The organism is Flavobacterium sp. ov086 (assembly GCF_900187965.1).
Classification (GTDB): Bacteria; Bacteroidota; Bacteroidia; order Flavobacteriales; family Flavobacteriaceae; genus Flavobacterium.
The window spans coordinates 190,401-203,022 of the sequence record NZ_FZNL01000006.1; the positions used below are offsets into that span (position 1 = coordinate 190,401).

At 32.8% G+C, this 12,622-nt stretch carries 10 protein-coding genes; 9 read left to right on the plus strand and 1 reads right to left on the minus strand.

Annotated elements, in window-relative coordinates; genetic code table 11:
- Window positions 1–66 precede the first annotated feature (66 nt).
- From CHB81_RS09250 to CHB81_RS09280, 7 genes are all read left to right on the plus strand, one after another.
- Window positions 67–738: a response regulator transcription factor gene (locus tag CHB81_RS09250; RefSeq protein ID WP_089351612.1), complete on the plus strand. Its 672-nt coding sequence runs from the start codon at window positions 67–69 to the stop codon at window positions 736–738.
- Between the two features lie 2 nt (window positions 739–740).
- Window positions 741–2,099 carry a HAMP domain-containing sensor histidine kinase gene (locus tag CHB81_RS09255; protein ID WP_089351613.1) on the plus strand — a complete coding sequence of 453 codons (1,359 nt, stop codon included), beginning with the start codon at window positions 741–743 and terminating at the stop codon, window positions 2,097–2,099.
- A 97-nt stretch (window positions 2,100–2,196) separates the two neighbouring features.
- Complete coding sequence (locus CHB81_RS09260; protein ID WP_089351614.1) at window positions 2,197–3,483, plus strand: TolC family protein; 1,287 nt, start codon at window positions 2,197–2,199, stop codon at window positions 3,481–3,483.
- Between the two features lie 51 nt (window positions 3,484–3,534).
- Window positions 3,535–4,623 carry an efflux RND transporter periplasmic adaptor subunit gene (locus CHB81_RS09265; protein ID WP_089351615.1) on the plus strand — a complete coding sequence of 363 codons (1,089 nt, stop codon included), beginning with the start codon at window positions 3,535–3,537 and terminating at the stop codon, window positions 4,621–4,623.
- Window positions 4,624–4,657: 34 nt separating this feature from the next.
- Window positions 4,658–7,768, plus strand: a complete 3,111-nt coding sequence (locus tag CHB81_RS09270) for an efflux RND transporter permease subunit (RefSeq protein ID WP_089351616.1) — start codon at window positions 4,658–4,660, stop codon at window positions 7,766–7,768.
- Window positions 7,769–7,884: 116 nt separating this feature from the next.
- The gene (locus CHB81_RS09275; RefSeq protein WP_089351617.1) at window positions 7,885–8,460 is read left to right on the plus strand and encodes a hypothetical protein; all 576 of its coding nucleotides are present in this window, start codon (window positions 7,885–7,887) and stop codon (window positions 8,458–8,460) included.
- A gap of 356 nt (window positions 8,461–8,816) precedes the next feature.
- Window positions 8,817–9,269 carry a GNAT family N-acetyltransferase gene (locus tag CHB81_RS09280; RefSeq protein WP_089351618.1) on the plus strand — a complete coding sequence of 151 codons (453 nt, stop codon included), beginning with the start codon at window positions 8,817–8,819 and terminating at the stop codon, window positions 9,267–9,269.
- 173 nt (window positions 9,270–9,442) lie between these two features.
- Here CHB81_RS09280 and CHB81_RS09285 read toward each other — a convergent pair whose 3' ends face one another.
- Window positions 9,443–10,273, minus strand: a complete 831-nt coding sequence (locus CHB81_RS09285) for an AraC family transcriptional regulator (RefSeq protein ID WP_089351619.1) — start codon at window positions 10,271–10,273, stop codon at window positions 9,443–9,445.
- A gap of 101 nt (window positions 10,274–10,374) precedes the next feature.
- Between CHB81_RS09285 and CHB81_RS09290 the strand changes: the two genes are divergently transcribed.
- Complete coding sequence (locus tag CHB81_RS09290) at window positions 10,375–11,286, plus strand: ketopantoate reductase family protein (RefSeq protein WP_089351620.1); 912 nt, start codon at window positions 10,375–10,377, stop codon at window positions 11,284–11,286.
- A gap of 613 nt (window positions 11,287–11,899) precedes the next feature.
- Window positions 11,900–12,493, plus strand: coding sequence for a TetR/AcrR family transcriptional regulator (locus tag CHB81_RS09295; RefSeq protein WP_089351621.1), 594 nt, complete (start codon window positions 11,900–11,902; stop codon window positions 12,491–12,493).
- Window positions 12,494–12,622 lie beyond the last annotated feature (129 nt).

Genomic DNA, 12,622 nt, shown 5'->3' on the forward strand with positions numbered 1-12,622 from the left:
TTTAGTCCATGAAATACTTACCGGATAAACGTAAGAAACAATTATTATAACATTAGATTTTTAAGTATGAATGTTTTACTCATTGAAGATGATAAACGTATTAGCGAATTTATTGTAAAAGGTTTAGAAGAAAACAACTTTACTGTACATCTTGCCGAAACTGGCGAAATTGCCCGTGACCTTGTACAACATGATACCTGGGATATTATTCTAATGGATATTATGCTTCCGGGAATTGACGGAATTCAGCTGACTAAATTAATGCGCTTTAAAAAAATTCATACACCTATATTAATGCTCAGCGCACTCAGTGATACAGATGATAAAGTAAATGCATTAGATTCCGGTGCTGATGATTATTTGGTAAAACCTTTTCATTTCAAGGAATTAATTTCAAGAGTGAACGCCTTAACTCGCAGAACTAAATTTAATTATGACAAAGTTGAAACAGTATATACTTGCGGAACTTTAACTATAAATCCTGAAGAACATAAGGTTGCCGAAAATGACGAATTAATTGATTTATCTCCAAGAGAATATAAGCTATTGCTTTTTTTACTGGAAAACAGAAGTAAAGTAATGTCAAGAACTCAAATATTAAATGCAGTTTGGGGAATTAATTACGATAATAATACTAATGTGGTCGATGTTTATATCTCTTATCTGAGAAACAAAATTGAGCGAAACCACAAATTTATCCATACCATAAAAGGAACGGGATATATGCTTAAAGAATAATCATGAAAATACGTAATAGGTTTACATTAATATCGTCTTTCACCTTTAGCATTGTTTTTGTCATTGCTTCTGTTATCACGTATTTTTCTTTTTATAGTTATTCTGAAAAAATAATTTATAATGAACTCCAAAAAACGTGTTTACTTACGGGCATTTTCTATCTTGAAAAAGATGAATTACCACAAAATCAGCATTTAATAATTGGACAACAATTCAGAGAAAATTCACTCGAAATCATAACACGCGTTTACAATAAAAAAAATCAAATTGTTTATGGCGATAAGAAAATTGACACAAATATAAACTCGGAAAAACTCGATTACATTAGAAAAAACAGAAAACTGAGTTTTAAATCTAATCATCACTTTTACTTTGGAAGTTTTTACCATGACAACCAGGGCGATTTTGTAGTTTTTGTAAAAAAGAACGATGTCGAATTTAAAACTATTACAAACAGATTGCTCATTATTATGATTCTGGTTTTAATATCCGGATTAATTACAATCTATATTGTAAGCCGTTTACTTTCTAATTTGGCTTATAGTCCGATAAAAAATATCATCAATCAGGTCAATGAAATCGAAGCTTCTTCTTTGGATCGACATATTGTCTCGCCAAACACAAAAGATGACATTCAGGAATTGATAGAAACTTATAATAATTTGTTCAAGAGACTTTCGGATACTTTTGTTATTCAAAAGAATTTTATCAATTATGTTTCTCATGAATTCAAAACACCTTTGACTGCTATATCCGGAAACCTCGAGGTATTTGCACAAAAAGACCGAACAAGTGCCGAATACAAGCAGATGTCTGAGAAAGTATTAGAAAATGTCTATCAAATAGAAGATACAATGAATACACTCATGATGCTTTCAGGATTGAGAGATAATACAGAACTCAATGAAATTTTCAGAGTCGATGAACTCGTTTGGGACATTAACGATCAATTACCCGGCGTATATCAGCTAAAAGATGCTCAGATACAAATCGAAATTGAAATTGTTGATGACAAACTGCTTTCAATAAAAGGAAACAGCAACGAAATTAAGATTGCCCTTTATAATATTATAGAAAATGCCGTGAAATATTCGAACGGAAATCCTATCAAAATAAGCCTTTTACAACACGAGAATCAACTCAAAGTTGTTATCAAAGATCACGGAACCGGTATTAGTGAAGACGACTTAAAGTTTATCAAACAAACCTTTTACAGAGGCAAAAATGTAAATGACATAAAAGGCAGTGGCGTAGGACTTTCATTGGCAAATATTATCTTCAAACAGAATAATATTCATTTTACAATTACTTCTAAAAAAGACGAGGGAACAATAGTAACATTATTGTTTCCGCCACTCTAATCGTTTTCTAATGTACTTCCAACTCCTTTCTAACTGACATCAAATTAGGGTTTAATATGCCGCAAGTAGCTTTGCATCATATTAAAAACAACTTAATTTGAAACATATACTTTTAACTCTTCTCGTTATTGTATCCTGCAAAAGTGTGGCGCAGGTTGCAGCAATAAACGATACAATTGTTCTTTCCAGAACACAGGCCGAGGCTTTGTTTCTGGAGAAGAATATTTCTCTTATTTCCGAAAAACTGAATATCGATATTGCAGATGCACAAGTTATTCAGGCAAAACTCTGGCCAAATCCTACACTGACTATTGGTGAAATTAACCTTTGGCACAATGCCACAGCCGCAGAAGTACCTCCGCTTTGGGGTAATTTCGGAAAAACATCTCAGGTTACCGCAGAACTTGAACAACTTATCCAAACAGCCGGAAAGCGAAAAAAGATGATCGCCATGGAAAAAGTTAGTGTAGATATCGCCAAAGAATATTTTAAGACTTTTTTGCGCAATCTAAAAATCGAATTCAGAGGTAATCTTACTGAATTACAATATACCCAAGCTCAGGAAGCGGTTTATAAAAAACAACTTTCGTCGATGCAAACATTACTTAAAGCATATGGCAACCAAGTGGCGCAAGGAAATATTGGCAGAGGCGAATACATTAGGCTAAAAGCTTCTGAATTACAATTCATAAAAGAAATCAGTGATCTTAAAAAAGAAAACAATTCGCTTCAAAAAGAACTTAAGGTCCTTATGAATCTGCCTGCTACAAGTTTCATTAAACTTACCGATGAAGGTTTTCTTCCTGATCCTAAAAATATCGACAATATCAATCTGGGAAATCTTATGGCTTCAGCCGTAGAAAACCGCCCTGATATGAAGGTTATTAAACTTGGAAATGATTATAACGATAAGAAATACAAATACGAAAAAGCAATGCGAACGCCAGATGTTACACTTGGTGTTAGTTATGATCGTGGTGCAAGTACTATGAATGATTTTGTGGGACTTGGTTTTGCATTGGATCTTCCGTTTTTTAATAGAAATCAAGGAAACATAAAAGCTGCAAAAATAGCAATCAATCAAGGCAAATTACTGACCGAAGAGAAAACGATAAGCATACAAGCCGAGGTTTTACAAGCTTATGAAGACTTACTTGTAACCAAAAAATTGTATGAAAACGTCGAAGCCAATTATGAAGCAGATCTGGACAAACTTCTGGAAAGTTATCGTAAAAATTTTATGCAGAGAAATACAAGCATGTTAGAATATCTTGATTTTGTTGATGCTTATTTAGACAACAAATCTATCCTGCTTGATTCGAAAAAAGACCTTAATAAAAACCTTGAAGAATTGCGTTATATCACCGGTCAGGAAATTAATTAATAATCGAAACTTCGAGATCACACACAATACCTCAAAATAATACTAAACATAATGAAGAAATTTATTTTACTCCCATTACTGGGGTTAATGCTCGTTTACGGATGTGGCAAAAAAGAAGAAATCAAAGATATAAAAGACGAAAAATTTTGTATCGATAAAGATTTAAAAGAAAAAATTACGATCGAACCAGTACAAAAACGTGCCGTTAGTGAATCTATAAACCTTACCGGAAATATCACCTATAACAATGATCACGTAGTACAATTTAATAGTCTTGTTGAAGGAATTATAACCAAAACTACATTTTCATTGGGTGACTATGTAAAAAAAGGACAAGTTCTGGCTGAGATAAAAAGTACTGAACTTAACAGCATGCAATCTGAAAGTAAGTCATTACAATCTCAAATATCAGTTGCACAACGCAATTTGCAAGCAGCAAAGTCAATGTTTGAAGATGGAATTTCTTCTCAAAAAGACCTTATGCAAGCACAAAGCGAATTAGACGTTTTGAAATCCTCACTTGAAAATGTAAGAGCAAATCTTGCTATGTTTAGTGCAAGCAGCGAAAGATCTGTTTTTCAGATAAAAGCACCAACAGAAGGGTATGTTGTGGCTAAAAACATTAGTCCGGGAATGCAGATAACAGATTCCAGCGAACCTCTTTTTACTATTTCTGATTTGAAAGAAATTTGGGTTTTGGTAAATGTATATACCAGTAATTTAAAAAATGTAACCGAAAACATGTTTGTAGATGTAACAACTCCTGCATATCCGGGCGAAATCTTTAAAGGAAAGATAACCAAGCTTGCCAAAGTTTTTGATGCTGACGAACATGTATTGAAAGCAAGAATTGTGATGGAAAACAAAAATCTAAAACTAAAACCAGGAATGACAGCAGATATCATTATTGATAAAAGTCTGGGGGGCGAAATGTTAGCTTCTGTTCCTGCAAAAGCTGCGATTTTTGATAATAATCGGGATTATATTTTAATCTATAAAGACGATTGTACTATTGAAACCCGAGAAATTAATCCAATTAAAAAGAATAACAACTGGATTTATTTTGATAAAGGAGTTAATGAAGGTGAAATGGTTATTACTAAAAATCACTTGTTGATTCACGAACGATTAAAAAACTAATTATCCCTAAAAACGGATAAACACCATACAAGACATGAAAAAATTTGTACAAGGTCTGGTAGCTTTCTCGTTAAAAAACTCTTTGATAGTTTTTTTCCTGACAGCAGTATTACTAGTCGCCGGAATAGTCAGCTACATTCACACGCCCATTGAAGCGTTTCCTGATGTAACCAATACAAGAGCAAGAATCATTACACAATGGCCGGGAAGAAGTGCCGAAGAAGTAGAGAAATTCATCACACTTCCCATTTCAAAACAAATGAACACAATTCCTAAAAAAGCAGAAGTACGATCTATTTCGCTTTTCGGATTATCAGTTGTAACCGTATTGTTTGATGATGATGTTGAGGATTTTTACGCTCAGCAATATGCTTCAAATCGCCTTAACGGATTAGATTTACCAGAAGGTGCTGATGTTGATATTGAACCTCCATCCGGAGCGACAGGCGAAATATTCAGGTATATTATTAAAAGTGATTTGCCAATTAAAGAAATTAAGGCAATTCAGGATTGGGTAATCGAGCGAGAATTAATCGCTGTTCCCGGAGTTGCCGATGTAGTAAGTTTTGGTGGTGAAGAAAAAAACTTCGAAATCAAAATTAATCCAACGCAATTGGAGAATTACAATCTATCTGCACTTGATGTTTATGAAGCTGTTTCTAAAAGCAATGTAAATGTTGGTGGAGATGTTATACAACGTGGTGATCAGGCATATGTAGTAAGAGGAGTTGGTTTGATCAACAAAGTGGAAGACATTGGAAATATCCTGATTGAAACCAAAGGAGCTTCACCAATATTAGTAAAACACGTAGCCGAGGTGTCAATATCAGCCAAACCACGATTAGGACAAGTAGGTCTTGATGGTGATGATGATGTTGTAGAAGGTATTGTAGTGATGCTGCGCGGAGAAAATCCGGGTGAAGTTATTAAAAGACTTAAAGATCGTCTGGCAGAACTTAACGAAAGAGTTTTACCCGATAATGTAAAAATAGTTCCGTTTATAGACCGTACCAAATTGGTCGATACAACGGTAAAAACAGTTACCAAAAACCTTGTAGAAGGGATTTTATTAGTATCGTTAATCGTATTTATTTTCCTTTATAACTGGAGAACTTCGTTGATTGTGGCATCTGTGATTCCGCTTTCGTTCTTGTTTGCCATTATAATGTTGCGAATTCAGGGATTACCTGCAAACTTAATTTCTATGGGAGCTCTGGATTTTGGATTGCTCCTCGAAGGAACCTTGGTTATTGTCGAGCAGGTCTTTGTGTCGCTCGAAAAGAAAGCACATAAAGTTGGAATGGAACGCTTTAACAATATGAGCAAAATGGGACTTATCAAGAAAAGTGTGGGTAGTGTAGCTACTTATATTTTCTTTGCGCTAATCATTTTGATTGTTGCCTTGATGCCAATTTTCTCCTTCACTAAAGTGGAAGGAAAAATGTTCTCTCCCCTAGCCTTCACGTTAAGTTATGCACTATTAGGATCTTTGATTCTATCACTTACTTATGTTCCGGCAATGTGTAAAGTCATGTTGACAAAAAATATTGTCGAGAAAGAAAATATGATCTCCCGTTTTTTCAGAGTAAATCTGTTTAAACTGTTTCAATGGAGTACAAAACATCGTAAAACAACGATATATGCGTTCTTAGCTTTACTTGCCATTTGTTGTGCCAAGTTTGCATTTTATGGTTCAGAATTTATTCCGAAGCTGAATGAAGGAGCTATTTATGTAAGAGCCACTTTGCCGAACAGTATCAATCTTGATGAAGCCGTAAGACTTACCAAGGAAATGAAAGGTAAAATAAGGAAGTTTGAAGAAGTAAAATTTGTCTTGACACAAACCGGACGACCAAATGACGGAACAGATCCAACAGGATTTTTTAATATCGAATTGCATATCGAATTACAACATCAGGACGAATGGAAACGTGACATCAGCAAGGAAGAATTGATTGCCGAGATTAAGAAAGAACTCGATGTATATCCCGGAATTGGATTTGGATTTAGTCAGCCAATTCAGGATAATGTAGAAGAATATGTTGCCGGAGTAAAAAGTCCGTTGGTTATTAAGATTTTCGGAAATGACCTTTTTCAATTAGAAGCTATGGCTGCAAAAGTTGCCAAATCAATCAAAGATGTAAAAGGAATTGAGGATATTAATGTTTATAAAAACATTGGTTTACCCGAATTAAGAATTCAGCTTGATGACGAAAAAATGGCGCGTTATGCCATTACAACCGCCGATGCTCAAGCCGTAATCCGAATGACAATTGGTGGGCAGGCTGCAACTAAGTTTTATGACGACGAAAAGATCTTTGATATCACATTACGTTTCGAAAAAGAATATCGTGACTCAAAAGAAAAAATTGAAGATATTCTTATTCCGACTATGAATGGTAAAAAAGTTCCATTGAAAGAAATTGCAACTGTAGAATATAAAACTGGTCCAACCTTTATTTATCGTGAAGGAAACAGCAGATATATTGCTGTAGGTTTTAGTATCGAAGGACGAGATTTAGGAAGCACTATCGATGAAGCTCAGAAAAAAGTAGCTGCAGAAGTAAAACTGCCTAAAGAAAATGTAATGAAATGGGCAGGAGAATTTGAAAGTAAAGAAAGAGCTTCTAAACAATTAGCAATGATTGTTCCGGTTGTTTTAATTTTGATTTTATGTCTTTTATATTTCAATTTTGGTAATTTCAAAGATACTATGGTTGCAGTCAGTGCAATGCCATACGCCTTTATTGGTGGTTTCTTATCCCTTTGGGTTACAGGAACCGTGTTTGGAATATCGGCAGGAATTGGATTTATTATTCTGTTTGGCGTCAGCGCAATTGATAGTATTGTCCTCATTGGAATGATTCGGGAAAATATGCAAGCCGGAATGCATTTAAAAGATGCAATCTCAAACGGAATTTACAGCAGAATTCGTCCTATTGTTATGATTGCCCTTATGGGATCTTTAGGATTATTACCCGCCGCATTATCAACCGGAATGGGATCTGAAGTTCAAAAGCCATTGGCTATCATGATTGTTGGTGGATTAATAACTTGTATGTTTTTATCGTTAACGGTTTTACCTCAGGTATTTTATCTGGTATACCGTAAAAAAGATTCCAGTTACAAGAATCCTGACTCTTAATTAGATTTCTAATACACCTTTAGACAGTTTGTTTAAAGGTGTATTTTTTTATTGTGAGCTTATTAAAATCTAAAACAAACTAATCATTTTTATTCGAACAAATAATAATACTTCTCATGAAATACATCTATTATTTTGCGATAATTTCTACATTATTCATTTCTTGTCAGTCAAAAACTCCTATTGAAATCAAGCAAATTGAATCACAGGAAGTAGTAAAGATTTTGCCTGTTTTAAAAACTCCTCTAAAAGACAGTGTTATTATAGCTTTCCCAACTGAATTCGAAATAAAAATAAATCCATCTGTCAGATATATGACCTGGCATTATGTTAGTGATGGAAAAACCTTGTGGAATGATGCTTTTGATTACCAAATATATAATGCAGCTTCATTATCCCAATTCGATATCTATAAAATATTGTCACCAAAACAAATAAGAATTCTCAAAAAAGAAAGAAAACTTTTTATATCTAAGAAAGCAGCAATAGAATTATTAAAAAAATACAAACTGAACGCTTGTACAGAAAATTTAAACTTTAAAGAAACCATAAAATTGACCTCTTACGATAAATTCAAAAAGGAGAATATGGAAATAATTAATGAATTCCGAAAAAGCAATGATTCCATTAATTTTAGAGTAATGAAGGAAGGTGGAAGTTTTTATTATGTACAAAAGAAAATCAATTGGTAGTTTGCTCAACATCCATTTCTGACTGCAAAGAAACCAATAAGTGATTGTAAAAACTAAACTTCTCGCCAAGTCCCGATGGTCCCGAGATTTCGGGAGGCATCCTTTTTTAAGGCAATTTTTCTTTGACTTAAAAAAGATATAATGGACAGTGGGACAAGTGGCATTTAAAATAAATTTGTTGTGCTTCCAAAAAATAAAATTGATTTTATTAAAGTCCTAAGAATATAAATAAAACTTAAATTTTAAATTTCATTTTGAATATATGTAGTTAACTACGTAAATTTGTACACGAATTAGCCTTATGCATTGGTATAAGCAAATTTTTAAAGCATTTAAAGTATATTATAAATAACAAAATGAAAAATAATACTCCCAAAACCACTTTAGAAAGTACAATTAAAATTGAAAAAGTTGAAGATCAAAGCCTAATTGAAACCGCATTTTCAATAAGAAGACAAGTTTTTGTAGAAGAACAAAATGTATCGCAAGAACGTGAATCTATGGATGACGAAGAAGCAATACATTATTTAGCGACCGTTAATGGTTTGCCGGCTGGAGCTGCCAGATACAGAAAAATGGAAAAAGGCGCTAAAATTGAGAGAATTGCGGTTTTGAATAATTTTCGTGGACAACGAATTGGCGAAGCAATTCTACAAAAAATATTGGAAGATTTAAAAGACGAAAAGAAAATTTACTTGTACGCACAAGTAATTGCAACTCAATTTTACATTAAAAACGGATTCAGACAAACTGATAATTATTTCCTGGATGCTGGAATTGAGCATGTAGAAATGGATTTTATAAAATAAAATTATTGCAAATCAAATCCGTTTTATCCGCGTTTTTACGAAGTAAATCTGCTTTATCCGTGTCAAAATTAGACGCTGATTTTACTGATTCGCTAAAGCGAAAACGCTGATAAAAACGGATTTTTATAATTTCTGTCTTGATTGAACTGTTAACTAATTTTATAGATTTCCCTTTAATTTAATGATTTTTTAAATTCTGAAGGTGAACTTCCAGTACTTCGAACAATGAATTTATTAAAATGACTACTATCTATAAAACCTAAATCGTTACTGATTTCTGAAAAAGTCAGATTGCTTTTGCTTAATTTTTCCGTTACAACTTTGAGTTTCGTTTGCTCGATGTAATCTCTTAATGTAATATTGAGATGGTTTTTAAAATACTCTCCTATATAATGGATCGAAACATTAAAATGATTCGCAATTTCCTTTTTCTTCAACAAATGAGGATTGGCGATATTCGATCTGATGTAACTTAAAATAGTATCAATCTTTAAAACCTCAGTGGTTTTTAGATTTACGTTGGTTTCATTTATTGTGGCATTTCTTCGGATTATGTGGATCAGCGACATCATCAAACTTTTGATTATGATTTCGTTTTGCCCTTTTGGCTTGGCAACTTCATCCAGGATTTTTAGAATAACCATTTCACAGAAAGATTTATCGTCTTCAAGGAAAATCAAATTTCCATTAGTTTGATTGTGGTAATAAAACAGCTTTTCGATTTCTTCAATTTCTTTTTTATTCGAAAAAAAATTAGGCAGAAAACGTAGGCAATGAAATTTTGTAGGTTCTAATGTTTTAAAAGAATGATAATCCTTTGGCGTAAGCAAATAAATATCATGTTGTTTATAATGATGAGGAATTGAATTCAAGATGTGGTTTCCGGTTCCGTATTCTATATATAATAGTTCGAAAAAATTATGACGATGTACTTCTTTCTTCCACGTTAATTCTTCGACGGAATAAATTTCGAAATCTTTGTATATAAAAAACGTGTTCTTCATAATCCTTAATTTTTACAAATATAACCGATATTTTTACAGCAATTAATAATCATGAACCTATTTACTTTGCATCTATAGTTTAAAACCCAAAATAATAGAATATGAACTCAAATACAATAAAAATAGGAATCCTGGGAATCGGTGGAATCGGCGGATTTGTTGGCGCACCATTAGCAAAAAAATATAAAAACAGTGCGACCAAAATCATCTTTATTTGCAGAGGTGAAACTAAAACCTCCATACAAAATGACGGTTTATTATTTGAATCTAAAGGTGAAAAAGAAACCATATTTCCGGATTTAGTATCTGATAATCCAGCAGAAATAGGGATTCTGGATGTATTGATACTTACTTCTAAATCGTATTCTATAAGCAATATATTAAACACTTATAAAGATTGTATAAATGCTGAAACGATTATAATCACTTTACAAAATGTGGTAAATGCAAAAGAAATTATCCGCAAAACTTTACCTGAAGTTGGTCAGATTATGGAAGGTTGTATTTATGTAGCATCAAATGTGAAAAAGCCCGGACATATTCAGCATGTTGGCGGACCAGGGAAAATTTTCGTTGGAGGAAAAGAGAATAAACAATTAATTGATTTGTTAGCAGACGGTGGTTTGGATATTACTTACGTAGAAAACATTAATCAAATATTGTGGAAGAAATATTTATTCGTTGCTCCTGTTGCAGCAATTACTTCTGGTTATAAAGTTACTTTTGGACAACTTCTGGAAGATCAAAATTTAATGCATATTCTCGAAAATATGATGATCGAAATTCAATCGCTTGCCAGCAAAAACAATATTCTTTTGACAAAAGAAGATATTGAAACATCGAAAGATCTATTGACTAAATTTCCATTTGAATCGAAATCGTCTTTACAATTGGATTTTGAAAACAACAATCAAACCGAGAAAAAATTTCTGGTCGATTATGTTATTGAAAATGCTAATAAATTCGGAATTGAAACTCCGTTTTATAATGGTGTAAACGCAAAAATTATTTAATTTAAACCATATAAAATCCGGTTTAACGCATGAATTTGTGCAATCTATACACGCATTTTAAACTGGACTAAAGTCCAGCCCTGTAATATTTGTTATTCCTTTGGAATTTTGAAATCTATTTGGTAATCATTAAATGAATTTAAAAAGAGCTGTTGGCTTTAATAATATTGTAGGGCCGGATTTTAATCCGGTTTAAACGTATGAATTTGTTCAATTCATATATGTGATCCATTTTAAACCCGGTTATGGTTTATAATCATATTATTTATCATTTCTTCGGAATATATGATTTTGCATTTTTTGTTTTAAAATCTAATGAGAAATAGATTTTCTCGCCTAGCCCCGATGGAAATGGCATCCTTTTATGGCAGTCCCGAGGCTTCGGGAGCCATAAAAGATAGAATGGACATCGGGAAAAAAGGTCTTTAAACACGAAAACGATCTGCTCCTTAAAAAATTACGCTCGAAAAAGTCCTTATAAATAAAGGCTTTTGAAGGCTTTTGACATTTGTCTATACAACAATAAGAAAATATTATGACAAAATTATTTCATAATCAGAAAAACCGCCATACATTTGCCTAACGGTGTTAAACAATTTAATACTTAAATAAAATGGCAAGTAAAGATCGTATTTTAAGACAAAAAGAAGAGACAAGAAGTAACATTCTTGAAGCTGCTTACGCTATCGTAAAAGAAGAAGGATGGCAAGGTCTGAGCATGCGAAAAATTGCTGACAAGATTGAATACACTGCTCCTATTATCTATGAATACTTCTCGAATAAAGAGGCGATTTTGAACGAATTAACCGGAAAAGGTTTTATTAAGTTAGCAAAAGAACTTCAGGAAGCTTGTGATAAATTTGAAAAACCGGAAGAACAATTAGAAGCCATGTGGATGGCCTATTGGGATTTTGCGTTTACAGATACCGAAATGTATCAGGTAATGTTTGGAGTGCAAATGAATTGTTGTCAGCAACAATGTTCGGCTCAGGAAAGGCCATATAAATTATTCACTTCGGTAATTTCTGAGATAATGAAAAACAGCAATCCTACTGAAGAAGTTATCAAACAAAAATATTTTACTTTTTTCTCTGTTATTCACGGTTTGATTGCGATTAACATCATCAACAAAAGCGAGATAATGGAAACTATCAACAATCAAATCTTAAAAGATGCGATTGGAGGAATCATAAAATCAATACAATAAAAAAAATTTCATTTTAACTTAACAGTGATAAATGATTTAATGTAGTAATTTAGCAACTATTTTTTTACTACTTTACTTAACAGTGTTAGAAAATTTAATAGAGTAATACGAGAGTTTTTTTTCGATTTT

Excerpts from the sequence above, each read along its gene's own strand:
- CHB81_RS09250 (WP_089351612.1), top strand. The coding sequence starts at position 67 with ATGAATGTTTTACTCATTGAAGATGATAAACGTATTAGCGAATTTATT.
- CHB81_RS09255 (WP_089351613.1), top strand. The coding sequence starts at position 741 with ATGAAAATACGTAATAGGTTTACATTAATATCGTCTTTCACCTTTAGC.
- CHB81_RS09265 (WP_089351615.1), top strand. The coding sequence starts at position 3,535 with ATGAAGAAATTTATTTTACTCCCATTACTGGGGTTAATGCTCGTTTAC.
- CHB81_RS09270 (WP_089351616.1), top strand. The coding sequence starts at position 4,658 with ATGAAAAAATTTGTACAAGGTCTGGTAGCTTTCTCGTTAAAAAACTCT.
- CHB81_RS09275 (WP_089351617.1), top strand. The coding sequence starts at position 7,885 with ATGAAATACATCTATTATTTTGCGATAATTTCTACATTATTCATTTCT.
- CHB81_RS09280 (WP_089351618.1), top strand. The coding sequence starts at position 8,817 with ATGAAAAATAATACTCCCAAAACCACTTTAGAAAGTACAATTAAAATT.
- CHB81_RS09285 (WP_089351619.1), bottom strand. The coding sequence starts at position 10,273 with ATGAAGAACACGTTTTTTATATACAAAGATTTCGAAATTTATTCCGTC.
- CHB81_RS09290 (WP_089351620.1), top strand. The coding sequence starts at position 10,375 with ATGAACTCAAATACAATAAAAATAGGAATCCTGGGAATCGGTGGAATC.
- CHB81_RS09295 (WP_089351621.1), top strand. The coding sequence starts at position 11,900 with ATGGCAAGTAAAGATCGTATTTTAAGACAAAAAGAAGAGACAAGAAGT.